14 protein-coding genes are annotated in these 20,278 nt (G+C 41.8%); all 14 read right to left on the bottom strand.

Annotated features, from left to right (window positions below; translation table 11 throughout):
• Window positions 1-73: 73 nt before the first annotated feature.
• The 14 genes from JZO70_RS09885 to JZO70_RS09820 all read right to left on the bottom strand — a co-directional run bounded on the left by JZO70_RS09885 (window position 74) and on the right by JZO70_RS09820 (window position 20,217).
• Complete coding sequence (locus tag JZO70_RS09885) at window positions 74-1,177, bottom strand: M20/M25/M40 family metallo-hydrolase (protein ID WP_207673399.1); 1,104 nt, start codon at window positions 1,175-1,177, stop codon at window positions 74-76.
• Between the two features lie 13 nt (window positions 1,178-1,190).
• Window positions 1,191-2,933 carry a PTS sugar transporter subunit IIA gene (locus tag JZO70_RS09880; RefSeq protein WP_207673398.1) on the bottom strand — a complete coding sequence of 581 codons (1,743 nt, stop codon included), beginning with the start codon at window positions 2,931-2,933 and terminating at the stop codon, window positions 1,191-1,193.
• Window positions 2,923-4,113, bottom strand: coding sequence for a MalY/PatB family protein (locus JZO70_RS09875; RefSeq protein WP_207673397.1), 1,191 nt, complete (start codon window positions 4,111-4,113; stop codon window positions 2,923-2,925). The genes JZO70_RS09880 and JZO70_RS09875 overlap by 11 nt, the downstream gene beginning before the upstream one ends.
• A 67-nt stretch (window positions 4,114-4,180) precedes the next feature.
• The gene (locus tag JZO70_RS09870) at window positions 4,181-5,662 is read right to left on the bottom strand and encodes a fructose-specific PTS transporter subunit EIIC (RefSeq protein WP_207673396.1); all 1,482 of its coding nucleotides are present in this window, start codon (window positions 5,660-5,662) and stop codon (window positions 4,181-4,183) included.
• A 12-nt stretch (window positions 5,663-5,674) separates the two neighbouring features.
• On the bottom strand, window positions 5,675-6,118 hold the full coding sequence (locus JZO70_RS09865; RefSeq protein ID WP_207673395.1) for a PTS fructose transporter subunit IIA: 444 nt from the start codon (window positions 6,116-6,118) through the stop codon (window positions 5,675-5,677).
• A 211-nt stretch (window positions 6,119-6,329) separates the two neighbouring features.
• Window positions 6,330-7,046: a winged helix-turn-helix domain-containing protein gene (locus JZO70_RS09860; protein ID WP_207673394.1), complete on the bottom strand. Its 717-nt coding sequence runs from the start codon at window positions 7,044-7,046 to the stop codon at window positions 6,330-6,332.
• Between the two features lie 109 nt (window positions 7,047-7,155).
• Window positions 7,156-7,953 (bottom strand): helix-turn-helix domain-containing protein, encoded by a 798-nt coding sequence (locus tag JZO70_RS09855; RefSeq protein ID WP_207673393.1) that lies wholly within the window; start codon window positions 7,951-7,953, stop codon window positions 7,156-7,158.
• A gap of 37 nt (window positions 7,954-7,990) precedes the next feature.
• Window positions 7,991-8,869: a class C sortase gene (locus tag JZO70_RS09850; protein WP_207673392.1), complete on the bottom strand. Its 879-nt coding sequence runs from the start codon at window positions 8,867-8,869 to the stop codon at window positions 7,991-7,993.
• Window positions 8,870-8,944: 75 nt separating this feature from the next.
• Entirely contained in the window at window positions 8,945-13,597 is a 4,653-nt protein-coding gene (locus JZO70_RS09845; RefSeq protein ID WP_207673391.1) for a prealbumin-like fold domain-containing protein, read from the bottom strand.
• Window positions 13,597-14,829: a pilin N-terminal domain-containing protein gene (locus JZO70_RS09840; protein WP_207673390.1), complete on the bottom strand. Its 1,233-nt coding sequence runs from the start codon at window positions 14,827-14,829 to the stop codon at window positions 13,597-13,599. Before JZO70_RS09840 ends, JZO70_RS09845 begins: the two co-directional genes overlap by 1 nt.
• Window positions 14,804-15,733 carry a class C sortase gene (locus JZO70_RS09835; protein WP_207673389.1) on the bottom strand — a complete coding sequence of 310 codons (930 nt, stop codon included), beginning with the start codon at window positions 15,731-15,733 and terminating at the stop codon, window positions 14,804-14,806. Before JZO70_RS09835 ends, JZO70_RS09840 begins: the two co-directional genes overlap by 26 nt.
• A gap of 90 nt (window positions 15,734-15,823) precedes the next feature.
• The gene (locus JZO70_RS09830; protein ID WP_207673388.1) at window positions 15,824-17,914 is read right to left on the bottom strand and encodes a SpaH/EbpB family LPXTG-anchored major pilin; all 2,091 of its coding nucleotides are present in this window, start codon (window positions 17,912-17,914) and stop codon (window positions 15,824-15,826) included.
• 297 nt (window positions 17,915-18,211) lie between these two features.
• On the bottom strand, window positions 18,212-18,928 hold the full coding sequence (locus JZO70_RS09825) for a LytR/AlgR family response regulator transcription factor (protein ID WP_207673387.1): 717 nt from the start codon (window positions 18,926-18,928) through the stop codon (window positions 18,212-18,214).
• Window positions 18,929-18,936: 8 nt separating this feature from the next.
• Window positions 18,937-20,217 (bottom strand): sensor histidine kinase, encoded by a 1,281-nt coding sequence (locus tag JZO70_RS09820; protein ID WP_207673386.1) that lies wholly within the window; start codon window positions 20,215-20,217, stop codon window positions 18,937-18,939.
• Window positions 20,218-20,278: the final 61 nt, after the last annotated feature.

Raw genomic sequence — 20,278 nt, 5'->3', positions numbered from 1 at the left:
CTAAGTAAAATTGAAACCAAAAAGAAGCATCGATTCCCGAACTCCGCGAATCGATGCTTCTTAAACTTATTGTTCAGCCGGTAAACTCCTCAACCAACGAAAGCAGAACCTCCAACAGCTTATCCAAATCAGCTGCAGCAATACTTTCATCCACCGAATGAATATTTTTCATGTTCGTGGATAGATTCACTGCATTTATGCCTCGCATCTGATACACATTGGCGTTGCTTCCACCACCGCAGGCCGCACCTTGATAGCTGATGCCGTTTTTCTCGCAGGCTCTTTTGAAAGGTAGAATGATCTCATCTTGGTCATCGATTGTATAACCAGGGGTGCCATAGCTCAGCGTCTCTTCGAAAATTGCCTCGTGCTTTTTGCAGACCGTCTGGAATTCCGTCTTCACCTGATCAATCAGTTGTTCTAATTTGAGCCGATCAAAGCTGCGTGCTTCAAATTGCATCTCGATCTCGCCCATCACGACATTGGTGGCACTGCCGCCCTTCACCACGCCAATATTACAAGTGGTTTCTTCATCCACTCGTCCCAGCGGTAATCGGGTGATCGCTTCGGCTGCGACAGCCAAGGCATTGATTCCTTTTTCCGGACAAACACCGGCATGGGCTTCTTTTCCGATAATCCGCAGAGTTCCTTTACAGCCATGCGGTGTTTTGACCACCGCCGTACCCAGCGGTCCTTCGCCATCCAGCACATAAGCAAAATCAATTTCCTGCAAATAGCTGGGGTCTAGCTGTTTAGCTCCCTGCAAACTTTGTTCCTCACAGACAGTAAACAAGAAAGTGATCGTCGGATACGAATCCGCCAGCAATAAATGGTCGATCAGCGACAACATCAAGGCCACACCGCTTTTGTCATCTGCACCTAAAACGGTCGTTCCATCGCTGCGGATAATCCCATTTTCAATCTGTGGGTTCACCTGCTGACAAGGACTAACTGTATCCATATGCGCATCGAACAAGAGCTTTGGTCCTTTGCCTTGAAGCTGAACAATTATATTCCCACTAGTACCGCCAATTTTTTCTCCGGTTTCATCTTCTACAATCACCAGTTCTGAATAGCTTGATAAATAGTCCTTAATGTAATCCGCAACTGCCCGTTCTTGTTTCGAGGGAGAAGAAATTTTGACTAAATCTAAAAATAGTTCGGTAACATCCTTCATGCTGGTCATCCTCTTACTTTTCTACAAAACGAATAAATTCATCATAGCTTTCGATCGTCGCCAGCTGTTCTTCATGCTCCTGTAAATAGCGATACAGGAATTTGAAGATGTTAATGGACTTGTTCACATTAGGATTCATCATGGTCAACAGGACATGGGAAACCATCGTTGTTTCCACCATCACTGGTTTGTCTAAATGGACGTAGATACAGATCACAAAATTTTCTCGTTTACTGATGCAATGAGGGACGGAATAATTATTGATCAGTAACGGATTGCCGGATTTTTCCCGCTCAATAATTTTCGTGGCTTCCTCCCGAGAAATGACTAGGGATTCCTCTAAACGAGAGCATATCCGATCCAGTATCTCGAACCAGCCTTCATTCTCCTGCACATGATACGTAAAGCTGTATTCTTTCGGAAAAATCGTTTGAACATTGCAGCCAATACTAATATTTTCCACCATCGCTTTTAGATCGGCCAAGTCATTTTCACTAAGAATGTATTCGGTCTTAAAAACCGGCAGCTGGACATCTAGCGTCTCGCCGGAGCTGTTCACAATCAGTGAATAGTCCTTCAGCGTTACCTCCTGCAGCGAATCAACAATCTCCACCTGACAATTGGAAATCGTCGCCTCAATCAGCTGACGATTGATATTGGCAATCGAATTGACCAATGAATAAATCAAGATGTGGTGGTTTTTCTTCATCATTTCTTCCATGCCCACAGTAAAATACAAGCCAACTAAATCGCCGTTGGTGATCCGATATTCGTAGAACTTCTTCATATAATTGATAAAAACTATGCCAAGATCAAAGGCAAAAGGATAGAGCGCCTTAATATTCGAGATATTATGAATTTCTTTGTTCTTCAAAAAAGTCGGATAGCACAAAATTCGCTTCAAATGGTGGTACAGCTGCTTGGACAGCTCAACATTCGGGAAGGTAATGCTGTTTTCCTGCTCAATTACCTGCAGCACCCGCTGAATTTGATTAATTGTTAGATTCAAATTGGTTTCGACACAATAATCAGAAAGCATACTGAGACTGCCAATCGTTTGCGGTGTGTAAGCCAACCCGCAAGCTTCATAAAGGTATTCAAAATCTTCATTCTCTTCTGCCGCAGAATTTGGATACAGCATACAGGCAATAAACAGATTGGCTAACTGGCTTTCCATCACATTAGGAAAATAATCCCCCACATGCTTGGAATGCTTTAGCTGGGACAAAAGCAGCTCATACTTTTCCGGGGTAACGTTAGCCAGCTCCAGATAATATTTCAGATTCGTTCCCACCAAATTGCTTAACAAAAAGCATTTTGTGACATCCGATTCTGCTAGGTGATGGCCTTTATGGGACACCACGATATTTAAAACCGAAGAATACATTTCCTTGATTACGCCCATTTTTTCCGAAGCAGTGATTCGGGAAACAAACAGCAAATCGGCTAAATATTCGATCGTCACATAGTCATTCATAATCAGCTGATACAAAATGACTTGTTCATCGTTAATATTTTTCATCATCAGTTCTTCATAACGATCATAGTTGGTAATCGTGATCGTGTAGCCCTGCTGCTCGGGACGAACGATCAGTTCGCCGACATTATTGGTTTCCAAAAACAATTTAATGCTGGAAAGATCCCGCATAATGGTTCGTTTTGATTTCACCACGATTTTGGCAATTTCATCGGCGCGAATCGGCGACGGTGCTTTCGTCAGCAATTCGATTATGATGTATTGTCTTTCATTTAACATAGCTTTCATCCTTCAAGTAGTCCAACGACTGCTTCATGCGTTCTAAGCCTTCAATCATTTTTGCTCGGGGACAGCCAAGGTTCATTCGTAGAAATCCTCGGCCATTTTCACCATATACTTCGCCTCGCATGATCCCTACTTTACCGACATTTACCAAGCCTTCCTGAAGTTTCTCGGAAGAATAGCCTAACCCGCGGACATCCAGCCAAGCCAGATAAGTCGCCTGGGGCAGCTGGAAAGCAATTTCTGGCAGCTCACACTCAAGATAATTGGCTAAATAAGTCATGTTTCCTTCAATATAAGACACTAAGGCAGCCGTATAGTCCTGACAATGATTGTATGCTGTCATAGTCGCAGTCATGCCCATAATACTTGGCGAATTGACAAAATCCCGCTCTTTGGTCTGAACTAAAAAAGCCTCTCTTAATTCTTTGGAAGGAATCAGCGCATAGGATCCCCCCAATCCTGGGATATTAAAGGTCTTGGAAGCCGAGCTGACAATGATTAAGTGCTCATACTTATTGTACCAATTCAGCAATGGGTAATGGGTGTTTCTGAATAAAATCACATCACTGTGAATCTCGTCACTAATGATAGTTACTTGATACTTTTGGCAAATCCTGATCAGCTCGTCCATTTCCCCCTTAGAAAAAACTTTTCCGGTAGGATTGTGAGGAGAACATAGTAAAAACACCTGACATTGGGCCGCTTTTTCCTCAAACAGGGCAAAATCGATTTCGTAATTGGTTTCCCGATTCAAAGGTACGGTAACCAGCTTCCGATTATTTTTCTCAACGACATTAATAAAAGCGTCGTACATAGGATCAAAGACTAACACATTCTCCTGTTCCTTCGTCAGCTGACGCAATAGTACCGAAATGCTGTACAGCACACTTGGGCTGTAAACTACCCAATCACTTTGAACTTCTGTTTGATGGGCGTTCTTATAGTATCTGCTGATGGTCTGCTTATAATCCTCGTGATTCCAGCGGCTATAGCCAAACACTCCATGATCTACTACTCTTCTCAGTTCTTCCAGAATTTCATTCGGTGCTTGAAAATCAGTATCTGAAATGGAAAAAGGCAGTAAATCCGACCGGCCGAACCGATCTTCAATATAATCCCACTGGGTACTGTAGGTATTTTTGCGTTCAATCATCCGATCAAAATCATAACTCATCCGTCTTACCTCCACCTAAGTATAGCAGCGTGAGAAAAGATGGACTCTTCGCTCACGCTGCCTTGGGTTATTTTTCTTCGATAATTTCCCCTTGAATGATTTCTTGGGATGGCTGTTTGTTCGCTAGTTTCTTCGCAGTATGCTTCATGCGCATTTTCTTGAAGACAACAATGAACAGAATGTTGGTGCCGACACCAAAAGCGTAAGCCAGATAGAAAGCCCAACCTGGAGTCATCAAACCAAGCAATGGATCAAAGATACCGATACCTGGTGCTAGTCGTTCAATCCCCAATAGAATCGTCACCACACCAGTCAAACCGCCGGACAAGGTATTGGCTGCAATCATAGGAATTGGATCAGCCATGGCAAAAGGAATCGCTGGCTCAGTCGCCACGGTTGCCCCAACGACAATCGCTGAAGCGGCTGTGTCCCGGACTTCTTTTGGAAACATTTTTGGCCAAACTAATGAAGCGATTCCGGCTGCAACGGGTGGTACAGAAGCAACTACCCCAACAATGGCATACCAGATATATACTTTTTCGGCCACTAGTGAGAAGCAGAAGAACCAAGCAATTTTATTAATCGGGCCACCCATATCAAAGGCCAGCATCGCACCGATTAAGAAGGCCAACGGAATCTTGAATTCAGCTGGTACGCCATTCAAGAAGTTCAACATGCCGCTCATTAAACCACCTAAGAACGGTCCCACTAAATAGAAGGTTAAGGTACCAAATATCAAGATCGTCAGAAACGGAATAACCGTCAAATTCATTAATGATTTCACCGCTTGCGGATACTTGAAGCTCTTAATCCATTTAACAAAGTAACCAATCGTTAAACCAAAGAAGATCGCTCCAAGGAAGCCACAGCCGGATTCAGTTCCCAGCATGGTGTTGTCATTAGCAAAATAAGTCACAATAAATGCCGGTGCCAAAGCTGGCTTGTCGCCAATGCTGTTAGCGATATATGCACCCATGATCGGGATCATAAATTTAAAGCCAAGATACCCCACCTGCTCCATGATCCAAGCAAATGATGCGCCGCCATCTTCAAATCCTGTATACGCAAAGCCAAAACGCATTAACACGTTGGCCATTGCTACTAATACCCCGCCGCCGATTACGAATGGTAAGGCAGCCGAGATCCCAGCCATCAAGTGAGACATGATGGAGCCTTGCGGTGTATTTTGTTTGCCTAGCTTCACATTTGGTTTTTCACCTTCGAAAAGTACCGAACGTTCTTCTAAATGATCAAAAATTGTTTTGGCTTCCTTCAAAGCATCACTTACCTTCAAGTTAACCACTTTTTTACCATTAAATCGTGCCCGATCGGAATCGGTCAGTGACTTACCCATCGCCAAAATGACATAATCCGCTTCCGCAATCTGTTGTTCGGTCAGTTGATCTTCTACCCCGCTGGCCCCTTGCGTTTCTACATGAATTTCGTGCCCTAATTCCCGTGCCCGTTTTTCAAAGGCTTCGGCTACCATGTAGGTATGCGCAATTCCGGCTGGACAGTTCGTGATCGCAACAATTTTGTACTTTCCCATTTTTATTTCCTCCTATACTATGATTTGGTTTATGGCTTCCAATACTTCTGGCTGCGAAGCATGTTTTAACGTGTCGATAAAATCGTCGTGAATCAAACGTCGTGAAATCTTTGATAAGGTCTTTAAGTGGAAATCATTTTGATCATCCGGTGCAATCAAACAAATGAATACGTTGACTGGCTCATCGTCCATCGCCTTCCATTCAATCTCGTTCTGCGTGCGGGCCACTAAGACTCCAGCTTCTTTTACGATACTGTGACGAGCGTGGGGGATTGCTACTCCGTTCCCAAATCCAGTCGTACTTTCTTCTTCTCTGTTGCACAGCTCTTGATAAAAGGTTTCGGCATCTGCTACCTTACCTCGTTCAAAGGCCAGCTCAGCTAACTGCTGTAAAACTTCCTTTTGCGTATTCGCTTCCAATTGAAAATTTGCGTCTTTTTCGGTTAATTTATCCATAATGTGCTCCTTTTGTTTTACGTTTGTTTTCTTTCTTATGTACCCATCTTAACTTGTTCCCCTAAAATCAAAAACAACTTCTTTGTCATCCGGAGATGGACAAAGAAGTATCGTTGTCTAGCTTTTGTCATAGGTTGATGGACAAATGGTTAGAAATATAAAAATAGCAGCCGCTGATTGTGTAACTCGAATCAGCGGCTGCTTTATTCATTTATTGCATCGCTTCTTGACTATAAAACTGCACCAGCTTCGGTGACAGCTTGTAGCCATAGCCCCAGACGGTTTCGATCATGCCGTTTTGGAAGCCGGCTTCCTCCAATTTATACTTCAAGCGTTTGATCAACACCGAAATTTGAGTTAGCCGCGAATTGTTCGAGTCACCCTTCCAGATATAGTGACAGAGACCGTCACGGGAAACCTGTCCTGTTTCGCTTTCCATCAAGCATTCAAAGGCAAGGCGTTCTTTTTTAGTTAAGCCGCTTTTGAATTCCATCAAGCTTTTCGGTGAATCATCCTTTTGATAGAGGAAGAACACATTGTTCAGGGTTCTGCTTTGACAGCGGGATAAGCGAGTAGCCAACAGTTCCCGCAGAATGTCTAAGGATTGATCTTCATAAATCCAAGTATCAATCGCTAGATCCGCCAGCACTTCTTTTTCTTTTATCGTTGGTTCTTCATTAAATTTGCGCACCAGCAGGTTGTTCTCATGATCAACTGAGTCCTGCAGTTCGCGGATTTCCTGATTGGTCAACGTTTCACTGAAAATAATTGCTTGATAATTTTCGATCATTTTCGGCCGGTTGGGGTTGAGCTGCAGGTGTTTAAGCATGGTTACTGAGCAAAAGACTTCATAATTCAATAATTGCAGCTGCTCCTGAAGCCAACGCTCTGTCAGCAGGTTCTTGGTTAAGATTAAAATGGGGCGCATAGAAACACTTCCTTTCATTTCTCTCACTAAATAAGTGAGGTCGAGGTCCATATCGGGCGCTGCTTTTTTCCGAAGCTCAGCTGCTCCTTTGACTGATTTTTATCTTTCATTAGGTTGGATTTGTTAAGACTTTAAAGCGGCCTACTTGTCTGGCATCTTCACATATCTCCGCATCACTGCTGTAAATCAAGAAGAAATAATCTGCTAAGCGATACCCTTTGCGCCAAACTGTTTGGACTGTATCAGCTGGCAGTCCTTCTTGTTGAAACTTCCTGCGCATGCCATTAATAGAGGAGGACAAGCTCACCATCGTTGAATTGTTGCTTTCACCATTCCATAGATGTTTGCACATTTCCTCTCTAGAAACCAGTTCGCCTTTGGACTGGTACAAACGATCCAGGATCGCTCGCTCCACTGGTTTTAGCGGGATAGTGGACATAGAACGTTTTTTTCCATTTTCGGCTTCTTGAATCAGCAGGGTTAGTCTTTGTTCCTTCCATTCTTGATTGGCTTCTAGGATTTCCGCGTCGTTCATTTCTAAGACTGAATCAATCATGATTTCTCGCAGCTCTTCAAAGGAGGAGTCATTGGAGACCCAGTATCTTACCCCCTGCTCATACCAGCTGTCTCGTTCTGGGGATTCGTCCTTATGATCACACTTGCGAATAATGACCGTCGATGATTGCTTCAAGCGTGGCAATACTTGCTTCAGCTCCACATCCGAAACTGTTTCACTAATGATCGTGTAGTGAAATAGGTCGAGAAAGTTCCCTAACGGTTCTTCGGTTTTCAGTTTGGTCAGTATTCTGCTGGAGCAAAACACTTCATAATTCAAACGCTGCAGCTTGTCCGGTAAACTGGTTTCTGCCAAGACATTTTTGGTTAGTAATAATATCGTGATCTCCATCTTCCTTCACACCCTTTTCATTCGTAAAACGATGAGTTTATTCTTGTTTCTTTTTTCTGCGTCTTTTGATTAGCCAAATGATTAGCAATAAGCCGATCAAACTAGCTGCACCGATCATGATATAGTGATTCCGCTGCTGTTTCTTCGTACTCTTTTGGGCTGCAACTTTTTCCTCTGAATAAGGTACCCGGTGACCCCGCACATACAGCCGATGACTGTTCACCATATAGGGTGTACAGGTGATCAGGGTGGCATAGTCTTGATTGGGTTCGATGCGCAGGGCTTCGGTATCCTCGGGTTTTACCGTCAGGATCTGGTCGACTTCATAGGCCAATTTTTCATCTAAATATGTAATCACAAATTGGTCGCCTTTTTTTAATTCTGGTAAATCGGTGAACAATTCAGCGGTTGGCAATCCGCGATGACCAGTTAACACGGTATGGGTACTTTCACCGCCAGATGGCAAGGAGCTTCCTTCCAACCAGCCAATTCCTTTTTGCAAAATATCTTCGGTGGTTCCCTTGTAAATAGGTGAGGTCAGACCGATTTTGGGAATTTCAATCGTACCTAGTGATTCCCCCAGCATCGCCTGCATCACGTCAAAAATTTGATTGCCCTCATCATCGACAGCATTGCCTTTAGTGTCTTGCACTTTTTCTTCACTAAAGGCATTGCCTAAGGAGGGTGTCGATTCAACGCGGGACTTGTTGTATTCCGCGGTCCCTTTTTTCAATTCATCTTTTTTTGCTTCCGGCAGCTGCTCCACCTGGGATTCATAGTGCTCTACCACCATGGTTTGCGACCGGACAAGCAGGTAGTTGCTGATGGTCGGATAAAGAAGAATCCCCAAGCCAATTAGAAAAATCAGCGGCACAATGACTCTTGAAATGATTTTTTGTCCTGTCGTCTTCTCCATCGTTCCTCTTCCTTTTAAGCAAAAACGGCGTAATTACGTTTTACGCCGTTTTCACTCGATTCTAGTTTCTTTTTATCAAGCAGTAAAACGATATTTTTTCAAGTACCAGCCAAGTCCTACGACAACTACAATTGCCACAATCGCTAGCAAGTTAATGACTACACCCGAACCACCTGTAAATGGCAGAGTGAATTTCCTGCGGTTGTAGACGGTTAGCGTGATCGTGTTGTCCTTGTAGTTGTATTTCCAATAGGTCGAGTCTTTTTGATGTGTGATTGTCCTATCCTGATTGACTGTGAATTCATATGTTTCGGTTAGGATTTCATAACCAAGCTTAGTAGATTTCTCTCGCAGCTTATACTTCCCTGGCTCTAGATCAGTCACTTTGATTTGCCCTTGACCGCTAGTTGTATGATCTTTTTTCGTCCCGTCAGGATATTCGACTTCGAATGTTACGCCGTTTAGTTTGGTTGAAGGTTTATCCATGTCTTGTTTCACAATGATCAGATCAGGGTTTCTGATTAATTCAAATTCCGTATAGGTTCCTTCAGTCAGCGCATCATTAGTTATTCCCGAAACTACCTTACTGGCAGATAACCACGGCACATTGTATGCTTTAGGCAATGATGGGAAATTATCCGGCATATTCATCTTGATTGTTACGTTAATATAGTCATTGGCGGTAAATCGACAAGGTAATCCAGTTTTCAATTTCCTTAAATCAATTGCAATGCTTTTCGTTGCTGCTATCTGCTGTGGTGTAGCTGTAGCAAGTGGTATCCATGTTGGATAGTTTGCAAAGTCATACGGATGATTTGGTCCAAACATTGGTGCGTAGATTGAACTAGATATATAGACTTTTGCATCGATTCCTCGACTCTGCACGTAACTTAAATCGACACTATTTAAGGTGCCCTTCCACCCTTGTGTATAGCCTTGACTGTCTACATGTTCAAGCCTGTCAAAAAGAATAACATTTTCGATATAATTATTGTCATCCCCCTCTGAAGTGAAATCTAGTCGGTAATCATAAGTTCCATCCGGTTTGTGTACACCAACATCCGATTGATTAAATCCTGCACCCGGCATATTTCCTTTAACCAATTTTGTCAGACCCGTTTGGACTGAAGTAACTCCTGAAAGTTCGATCTCTCCAAAGCTAGTCATATTATTTTTTATTTTATCGTTAGCCCCACTTATATGGCCGAGATAGGCTAATCTAATATTACCTAAACCACGCATGACGACAGCATTCGCCTCGTTACGACCTAATCCATCAGCTAACATTTCCTGAGCGATATCCTTATCGTCAAACAATGAAATAGTTACCGAATTTCGATTGGTCGTATTGTAATTTTCATTTGCTAAACGTCGATCACCCCAAGTAACATTAGATTGAAGTTCCCAACTTACATTGTTCCCCCGAAGCTTCAAGTCCGCATCCCTAAAATAGGAACTTCCAGATTTTTCACTAACAGAATCTCCATCGATGGTCAGCTCTACTAATTGTCGGCCGCTATCTTTATAATTCGGATCTACCACTTCAACAGTATATTGCGAGCTATTCAGAACGACCTCACGATAACTGACCGATGTCGTATCTGCATAGGTATGTCCGGCGGGCAGTAAATCTGTTAGTACAACCTTAGGACGGATCGGAACAGTTAAGGACCCATCATCAAACAAATCTTTTATTACATAATCGCCATTATTAGTAGTTTCGTACCCTTCAGCCCAATTTACAGACCATTTTACTTTGTTTCTTTTTTCAGCAACCTCATTGGTTTGGGATGCCTTTTTAGTCAGTATTGCTTTCGGCTTAGCATTGCCGATAGTAGCATTTGCTTCTCTTCGTTCGAGATAATTTCCATACTCACCTGGATCTGTTGGAATACGACTATTATTAGGGTTTAAATCTGGATTCAAAACAGTCCAACTAACCCCAGCAGAACCTTCACTTTTTGCTTCTACTTTAAATCCCGAAAAATTATGATAGGTCATAGAAGAGGTATCTACTTTGCTATCAGCAAACCATTTTTCCAGCTGTGTTTCTTTTCCATCTTTTGGATTCACACCTTTAAAACACATTATTCCCTCAATTGATACATTGACTTGACCCAGAACGCCGGCTTTTTTTCCATTCTCGTCAACTGTGACTAAACGATAGCGGTGGGCTTTGATCCCTAAAGCTTCTAGGTCAATCGTCCTATACCCATGCTTGCTAGTACCCCAAAAATACAGATCATACTTAGTTCCATCAGGATTGGTACCTCCATTTTTTTCAACTGTTGGAGCAATAATGGGTCCTTCTTTCCAACCACTCAAAAGATTATCTTGATACTCAACTCTCAAATTACTCAAAACAACACCATTAGGCTGGTTATATTTTTTGCTTTCATTGGGCATGAGGGTATCCGAATTAATCTGTATTTTTGAAAAGTAGAAATCATCCGGACCCATTAAAACTGAATTTGTATTGGTCATTTTCCATCGAGTATGATCATCATACATTTCCATTGAATAGGGTACGGTATTCCCTTGCGCGTGGTTTATGCCAAAATTCACCCAAGCTGCGCGCATCTTGACATCGACTCCTGATTTCAAGACATTCAATACCATATCTCGATCGATTGTATCACGATTACCCCTTTCTTCTTTTACGTAATACACTTCAGGATTCATTACAGGGTCACTTGTATTATAGTAAGAGATTCTCTTTGATGAATAGGTGGTATCTCCTGGAGGATATATAAATCGATATTCCTCCATCCGAACACTTGCCTCGGCGCTGTTTCGATCCAAAAGAGTGTTGTTTTTATCAAGATCATGATAAGTTGTCTCGATATTGTTCCGCATCGAGTCTCCAGCATTGATCCGTGTTTTAGGTATTCCCACTAAGTAATGAAAATTAATTGTTTTAGGATCCTTATTATCGTAAAAAGCCGAAGCATTTCGGTTATATTTGAAAGACCAATTAATGGAATTCCCGTTGACAGTCCGATTACTGAATCCCCCATCAGGTTCGACCATCATATCTTTATCAGAATTCCCTGAAGAAGGCCAAATTATTTTCACTGCATTACCTGGGACTGGTGTAACAGCACCATCTTTGTAAACACTAACTGAGTCTTTTACTCTTACCTCCATTACTTTTTGATTATCATCAGAAATTGTCTCTTTATAGGTAAATGATCCCCAGCGATAATTTTCAAAATCACTTGGCCTTTCGCCATACATGTTTACATCCCAATTTTGATAAGGATTAAACGCGTTATACCATTTTTGAGTTTGATTTTTTACATAATTTGTTCTAAGCGTTACCTTTAATTCATTTGTTGAAAAATTGCGTTGGTTTGCAGCTGTTTTTGTCTTATCAGTAACATTAAACTTAATCTTGGCACTTGTTCCATCCACCACTTGCCTTCCGAAAACACCTACATTCTGCCCATTGTATTTACGATCGGTCGTTTTGAATACTGCACCAATTTCAAATGAGTTGCCCCCTGCTCCGCTAACTGTGTACTTATTGGTAATCGTTAGTGTCTTTCCGTCTGCCGATACTTTATAGCCATAGATATCCGTCGGACCAGCTTCATCATATGGTCTGAGTGAAATATGATCTTTGTGAAAACCAAGTGCTGCTGTTAATCCGGTTGTGTTAGAAAAGACAAATTGACTAGCAGGTAAAGTTATTTCCAACTCTCCTGGCTGGTAGACTGTCCCGCCTGTATCGATGTTTAGTCGATAATTGATCACAGTTGTTCTTGTCTTTCCAATTGAAAAATCTCGTGTTTCTTTCTCACCTGCAACATCAGTTACCCACTCCAATGACACATCCACACTACCATTACTTATGAACAACCCAATACTCGTTTGACTAACAGCTTCGTTTGTTTTTTCTTCAATGGCTTCATATTGAATGAAGTAGGTGTTATCTGCTTCAGGTTTAAAGGTATTCTTTTTCAATTTTAATTCTTTGTCATTTTGATAAACCTTTGCTTTTACTTCGTAGCTTTCTGAACCATCCTCAGCTTTTGCTTCGATATTTTTGGTAGGGTTAAAAGATTTTCCTTCTTCAACCGTTAACTTTTTTTTAGCGTCTAATGTCTCGCCGTCTTTGTAGAAGATGACTTTTTTTTCTTCACTAGAGCTTTCTGTTGTCTCCTCAGCTATCGATTCTTCTGTTGCTTCCGAAGTCTGCCCAGCTTCCTCTTCCTGACTTTCACTTACCTCAGGCTCTGGTTGAGCTGGCTGTACTAAATGAATTATACCCACTTTTGTTTCAGGCAAATTAACATCTTCAAAGCTTGCCGTTCCTTCTAATAAAGCTGCTTCAGCTAACAGATTAACTTTGAAATAAGCCTTCATGCCTTTTTCCAGTTGTAGTTGATAGTCTGATTCGCCAGCAGTTACATCAAAGGAAAGCTTATCGGTTTCTTTTGCATTATTTTTAAGTTCTTGCTGCTCTTCCTCTGTCAGCAAACCTATTTCATAGCTTTCGCTTTGGGGAATCTTCAAGGTGAAGTTTCCGGTAGCTTGAATCTGAATAATATTATTATCACTGGCTTCAATCTCTTGGTCGGCCTTAATTTCTGCCCCATTATGGCTGACTGTAAATAGCTGCGGCTGTTTATCCTCGGCCACTGCGGTCAAAACTGGTTGGAACATGGGAAAGAGTAGGCACGTTAAGTAGATGATCGTTCCTATGATCGAAAACTTCTTCTTCATCATTTCTCCCCCTTGGTTTGATATCGTTTAATTAGGATGCCTGCGACTGTGACAAGAATCAGCACACCTAGAAGGGCTAAGCCGATTGCTTGCTGCGTCCCAGTCTGCGGTAATTTTCTAGTACTAGCTGGTGTCGTTGTTCCGCCAGCTGTTGAAGGCAATCTAGGACTTGGTCCGTCTGGCACACCTGGTTGACCGGGTTCTCCCGGCTCATTTGGTTCATTTGGTTCTTCTGGTGGTATATTTGGTGTCTTGATATTGATCACTTTTGACTCATTCATCGAGCTGGTAGTACTGCCCACGGTTACGGTGATTGGCTGATTAAAGTTCGCTGGGATCTCAACTTGGACTCTTCTTGATTCATTAGTGATTTCGTAGCCTGCCGGGGCTTTGGTTTCTTCAAAATAGTAGATTCCTGCTGGTAAAATATAATCCCCTAATTCCACCAAACCATTTTGATCTGAAATGACCGTTAGGATTCCTGCGTCGTTTTCGTCTTCTACCCAAGCGTTATTGTTGTTGTACATATCTTTGTGCAGATAATAGGTTTTCCCATTCATTTCTTTTGAAACCCGAAATTCTGCGCCAGCTAGTTTCTTGTCTTCTGCTGGATTTGTGCTTTCCCGTCCGTATTTGTAGAAAAATGGTCTGCGAATTTGCAGCTGATTTTTGGGATACAGATGCAGAATATTATCGCTGCCTATGTCGGCATAAGGTAAGCCCACTACTATATTGCTGGATTTATAAGGTACGTGGTCAGGTACGCCAGTTTCCATAAACAAATAAACTTTTCCTGTTGTACCAGAATGATACGTGGCTAACTCAAAAGTGACGATGCCGTCTTTTCCGGTTTTATCCTCTGCAACCTTTTTATACTGACTGATCTCGTTTTTTTCTACAGCTTGATCAGCTTCTTCACTGATTTTCTTTTGTGCTTCCTGTGGAGCCGTTCCTGCTTCGGTCAATTCATAAAAGCGGGCACTGACATCATAAACACAAAAGGTGGCTCCCTCCAGCGGGCGTCCGCCCATTAAATCTTCTTCCTTTATCGCTTGACCATTATTGTTGAAGGAGACATCTGAGGCACTTTCCCCGGAAAACGCAATTCGGTGAATCATCACCTTTGTCGTTTCTTCCGCTGCTTCCGCTCCATTAGATACCATGAATCCAACGAAACATAGTATCAATGAAAACAACCCTAACCAACTACCCTTTTTCATTTTTCCTTTCAACCTGCTCACCTCCAACTTGTTGTTTTTTCCTTCTTCGATATCTTAAATACGCAATGATTAAAATCATTAAAATGATGATCGCGGCAAAGACGATGTATTCCTTCACCCGATCCCACTTGAAGCTGCGTTGTGCTTTTTTATCATCCGCTACCTTTTTCGTTTCCTTAAAGGGAACCCGGTGCCCGCGAACAAATAGCCGATGACTATTGACTGAAATCGGCACACAAGTAATCAAGGTCGCGTATTCCTTATCGGTCTCTGCTCTTAGGGCATCGGTTTCTTCCGGGGTCACGGTTAATAGCTGATCCACTTGATAGGCCAATTTCTCATCCAGCGATTGAATGTAAAATCGGTCGCCGACTTTAATCTTTGGTAAATCGGTAAATATCTTGGCACTGGGCAATCCGCTGTGACCAGTAATGACCGCGTGTGTTCCCATGCCGCCAATCGGAATGGCGCTGCCTTCTAATAATCCTGTACCTTTTTGCAGCACTTCCTCGCTGGTTCCTTGATAGACGGGGATGGTGATGTGGATTTTGGGAATGGTCAAAGTAGCGACTTCTTCTCCCAGCATCGCCTGCATCACATCAAAAACTTCATTGCCTTCTTCGTCTTTGTTATTTCCTTTTATTTCCTGAACAGCCGGTCCTACGCCACTTTGCTGCTGGTTATAGCTTTTGATTTTTTCCTTTAAGTCTTCTTTTTTCTCTTTTGGTATTTCTTCGATGGTTTGTTCGTAATGCTCTACCACCATGGTTTGGGAGCGCACCATTATGTAGTTGCTGATGGTGGGGTACAAGAAGAGCCCCAATCCCAGCAAGAATAAAATGACCGCGACGGCGTTTTGAAATTTATTGTTTGTGCGTCTTTGGTTTCTTTTTCGTAGTTGTTTTCGTTTCGCCATATGCCCTCCCTCCAATTAGATATGTAAGTTAAAAATGTGTGACTATGTAAGACTGAATGAGAAGCCAAAGCTTCTCATTCAGAGGAGAAATTATGCTGCTTTACGACGGTTTTTCACTGTGTAAAGAACTGCAGCACCCATTACTGTTAAACCTAAAACAGTAAAGATCATTGTACCCATGCCACCAGTGATTGGTAGCTCAGGTTTTTCCTTATTTTCGATTCTGTGTTGGTAAATACCGCCAACAAGGCTGTCAGTCCAACTTGTGCTAGTTACTTCAAAATCGATTGGATTTACTAGTTTTTGGTAAGTATTTGGTGCTTTCGTTTCTTTCAATTGGTACTTGCCATATTCCAAGCCGCCAACTGCAATAACACCCTTCACACCATCAACAGTTTTCGAAGTGAATTTGAAAGCAGTCGATTCTGCTCCCCATTTAACTTCGCCGCTAACCATCGGATCTGATTGCAAGTATTTTCCGTTGTCAGGATCCCCAGTGATATTGTTCATTACGATGAATTCTGCACCATCTAAACCATCTTGGTCTGCTGCTTCTTCACCATATTTTTGCCATTTGTATCCGCCAGTATAAACTTTTTCAGTATCATGTTCATTATCTGTTACTGGTCCATTGCTGTAATCTAGATCAACAGTATTTAATTGTTCTTTGTCGATAACTGCCTCTTCGTTAATTGTCATTGAGTATTTCACAATGATTTCTTTGCCAGCAAAATTTTTGATATTTCCGCCTGCTTTAAAAGCTAGCTCAAAAAAGTCAACAGTGTAACCAGGAGCAGTAGGATCTGAAACATCAAAGTCAAGATCAGTTGGTTCTGTAAAGACGATTGGTGTTGTTCCATCCGCTTCGAAGAATTTCACATCTGTTAAAGCTGTGACGTTTGAAGTCAATCCTTTAACAGCCGTATCCTTAAACACAAATTTAGTATAAGGTTTACTGATTGTGCCATCTGGTAAAATTTTTCCGCCATTAATATCTGTTGGAACTGTAATTTTTGATACGTAGTTGATAGTATCGCCAACGTTGAAGTTATGATTTCCGCTAGATGCGCCATTTTCAACATCTTTTTCTACGTCAGGTTTGATAAAGTTGACAAATTTGATTTCTTTTTTGCCAGTATCGCCAGCTGCAATTGTGAAGCCTAATTTGTTGTCTGCATCGTTTAATGCATTTGGACTCTTCAAGTTGCCGTTACCATCTTTATCTTGAATTACGCCGCTTACATCAAAACCAATTTCGACTAGGTAATAAGAGCCGACTTCTAAACCAGTAATAGATGGCGTCAATTTACCATCAGTACCTGTTTTAAATTGTTTTGCTTTATTTGCAGGAGTTTCTGCTCCCCAAGTTCCATCATTTAGTAATGTTTGGCCGCTTCCTGCTGTTCCTTTGTACAGGTTGAAGACAGCATTTGATAATTCAGAACCAGCATCCATATTTTCTGAATACTTCGTGAAGTCTAATTCACCTTGGGTAATTTGGTTCTTTCCATATAGATGAATATCATCTAAGTAGCCGTCACCTGCTGCATTCGTGAATGGCAGATGCACGATCATTGGAATTGTACGTTGTGTCACGTAAGGACCTGCTGCAGTCTCTAAAATCATGTAGATTTTACCAGCTGCTCCACCAGTCGCAACATTAGTAAATGAAGCTGGTGTATTAACTGTATTAATTACTTTTTTGTCAGGAGTAGTTCCAGCAGTAACATTATTAGTTATGAAATTTGCATATAGCGTTGGATCGTATTTACCTGAAGTTTTTAGTGTATCTAGAATATCTTTTTCTGTTTTGTTCTTTGCGTAGTCTGTGATATCCACCAATGTAAATTCAACATTTCCTAAGGTAGTTGTTCCTCCACCTGGCAAGTTAATTACTTTCGCTGGATCAAACGGTTTTAAATCAGATGCTCCCGTTCCCTTCGGTGTTTGTACCGTTCCATCATTCTCGAAATACGCACCCTCTTTTGTTACCTCACCGGTAGTCGGATCATACTTGACTGTTCCATCTTCGTACATATACTTATGTACATTGATGGTTACCGGATCGCCGGCATCTGCTGCTGAGGCTGTTCCAGTACCAAAAGCTAATGCTACAGGTGCAAGAGTTACCGCCGCCATCAACCCTGTTAAAAGACGTTTCCAATTTTTGCTTTTAACCATTTTTTTCACTCCTCTTTTTTTATTTTAGTTTTCCATTTATACGCACATTTGTACGGTATAAACCTTAACCTTAATTTATTGTAAGACATCCGAATGATAACTTTAGATTTTGCAACTAACATGTCGAAAATGATAGTTAACCTGCATTTTTTAATCTTTAATCGTAATTCTGATTAATAATAACCTTCTAATTCGCCGTATATGATGCCGATTCGCTCCATGAATAATAAAAAAAAAGCCAATGAACGAATTCATTGGCTTTTGCTTCCTTGATTCAGTTATATACATTTAGTTCTCCTAATCAACTTGAAAAAGCTGATCCTGCAGTGCCTTTTTTTCTTTACGCTGGAGCTTCAGCTTTGTTTGATCCGTCAGCAGCAAGTAATTCTCCCCTAACGTCAGCACATGCTTGAGATTCACCAGTTGATATGGATTCATTCGATAGAAGGTACTTCCTGCTACTTGTTCTTCCACTTGATCCAAGGAAGCCTTTACTGTACATTCCCGATCCGTCATTTTTAAATGAACCGTTTGCCCACGTTGGAATCGTTTAGTATAGAAGGCTAAAATAGTTTGGGCCAAAACAGTAATTTCTGCACCCTCCACTGTTACAAAAGAAAATTCCTGCTGATCCTGTGCCAGCTTCTGTAAGATCGGCTTTAGCTGCTGGGCAAAAGTTGAATACTCAGCCGACTTTTCTAATACAAGATTTTCGCATCGTTCTTCACTGGTTAACAGCTGCCTTTCGTGATTGGTTAAAAAGATGATTAACCCACGATAGCCCTGCTGCTCTCTTAAACGTTTCGCCGTTGCTAAGCCATCCAGCCCCTTCATTTCGATATCCAAAATAATCAGTGAGCTGCTATTGGGTTGATAGCTTGCCAGCAAGTCTTCCCCTGACAAAAAAGTGTCTATGGTCAGCTCCAAAGAAAGCTCCTTAGCCACTTGTAATAAATACTGTTTTGCCTGTTGGATAATGTGTTCCTCGTCGTCGCAGATAATTAACTTGATCATTTTTTCTCCTAATTACTCAAATTTCTGTTGGCCAAGATCAGTACAACTTCATACTGATTCTCTTCTCGCTGATACTTTACCATACCACCAATTTTTTTGACGGTCTGTTCCACAAGCGTAGTTCCAATATGCTTTGGCAAAAGACGCTTCATGCCTTGGCGATTATTCTTTTCTAGCTGGTTGCAGGAATTCTTAATCACTGTATGAACTCTGGCTCCATCAGGTCGAATCGTGACGTTAATCCACCGCTGGTCTTCTGGCATCAATTCACAGGCCTCCACGGCATTTTCAAATAAGTTTCCCAAAATGGTCGTCAAACTCAACGGGGCAATTTCGATTGAACCAGTCAATGCCGGATCTAAATCCAAGGTTAACTCAATGCCCTTTTCTGAGCACTGGTTCACTAAATGATAGATCAAGGCATCCAGCGTCTCGTTCCCGGTCTCTTGAAAGGCCGGACGCAGCCGCAGGGTTTCGAAGGCCGAATCGCAAAATTCCGCTAAATACTCATAATTTTTTTCTTTAAGCGCATATTGAATCACACTGTTGTACTTGTTAATGTCGTGAGACAGCTTGCGAATTTCCGCGGCATGCCGCTTTTGGTCTTGATACTGAGCCAGCTGATGATCAAAGCGCAATTCCAGCTGCAGCATCTGATTTCTAGTGATGACCAAATTGTAAATCAAACGGCTGGAGAGGGCCACAATTCCCAGAAAAAGGAAAAAGACAAATACTGGCATTCCTACTAAATTAGGTGCCGCAAAAGCCATGTAGAGGGCAAACAAGACAAAAAACCAGCTGACACTTAAGGCTGAGAACCAGCGCTCGTCTTGTTCTGAGATGTGATCGATCATATAAGAATACTTTGGAATAAAATAGCTGTAATAATAATAAAAGGTTAGTGCGTAAAGCAGTGTCTGGGTGGCTGCAAAAATTGTCATTTGTCTGCCCGCAGTAAAAAACAAGCTAGTAAAATAGCTGATGGAGTACAGCGAGAATGTATATGTCCACAGGAAGAAAAAGATATTTACCAGCTTCAAAATCCGGGTTTCATAAAGAAAGAAAATCGGAATAATGTACAAAAATCCCGACAAAATGACCAGCGGACCACTTTCATAAGGTGTCCCAACAATCGATTTTAACACGTTTCCCACAAAAATCAGGAACAGTCGAAAAAGTACATAGCACAAAACCGTAGCAGCTACAGAATGCCGTCTTTTAGCACAGCGGTCCCAAAGAAAAAGATTCGCCAACAGCATTTCTGTTGAAATAAGCACTAACTCAACCAAACATATCCCCCCAATATTCCCCAGTTCATCTGAAAACAGAAAGCAGTAAATCCATCCATAA

It is taken from the genome of Candidatus Enterococcus moelleringii, assembly GCF_017377575.1.
GTDB classification, from domain to species: Bacteria; Bacillota; Bacilli; order Lactobacillales; family Enterococcaceae; genus Enterococcus_A; species Enterococcus_A moelleringii.
Note: the sequence above shows the minus strand (reverse complement) of the source record. Positions and strands in the feature narration are given on the sequence as shown.

Excerpts from the sequence above, each read along its gene's own strand:
- JZO70_RS09845 (WP_207673391.1), bottom strand. The coding sequence starts at position 13,597 with ATGAAGAAGAAGTTTTCGATCATAGGAACGATCATCTACTTAACGTGC.
- JZO70_RS09855 (WP_207673393.1), bottom strand. The coding sequence starts at position 7,953 with ATGGAGATCACGATATTATTACTAACCAAAAATGTCTTGGCAGAAACC.
- JZO70_RS09885 (WP_207673399.1), bottom strand. The coding sequence starts at position 1,177 with ATGAAGGATGTTACCGAACTATTTTTAGATTTAGTCAAAATTTCTTCT.
- JZO70_RS09850 (WP_207673392.1), bottom strand. The coding sequence starts at position 8,869 with ATGGAGAAGACGACAGGACAAAAAATCATTTCAAGAGTCATTGTGCCG.
- JZO70_RS09860 (WP_207673394.1), bottom strand. The coding sequence starts at position 7,046 with ATGCGCCCCATTTTAATCTTAACCAAGAACCTGCTGACAGAGCGTTGG.
- JZO70_RS09880 (WP_207673398.1), bottom strand. The coding sequence starts at position 2,933 with ATGTTAAATGAAAGACAATACATCATAATCGAATTGCTGACGAAAGCA.
- JZO70_RS09870 (WP_207673396.1), bottom strand. The coding sequence starts at position 5,662 with ATGGGAAAGTACAAAATTGTTGCGATCACGAACTGTCCAGCCGGAATT.
- JZO70_RS09825 (WP_207673387.1), bottom strand. The coding sequence starts at position 18,928 with ATGATCAAGTTAATTATCTGCGACGACGAGGAACACATTATCCAACAG.
- JZO70_RS09830 (WP_207673388.1), bottom strand. The coding sequence starts at position 17,914 with ATGGTTAAAAGCAAAAATTGGAAACGTCTTTTAACAGGGTTGATGGCG.
- JZO70_RS09835 (WP_207673389.1), bottom strand. The coding sequence starts at position 15,733 with ATGGCGAAACGAAAACAACTACGAAAAAGAAACCAAAGACGCACAAAC.
- JZO70_RS09875 (WP_207673397.1), bottom strand. The coding sequence starts at position 4,113 with ATGAGTTATGATTTTGATCGGATGATTGAACGCAAAAATACCTACAGT.
- JZO70_RS09865 (WP_207673395.1), bottom strand. The coding sequence starts at position 6,118 with ATGGATAAATTAACCGAAAAAGACGCAAATTTTCAATTGGAAGCGAAT.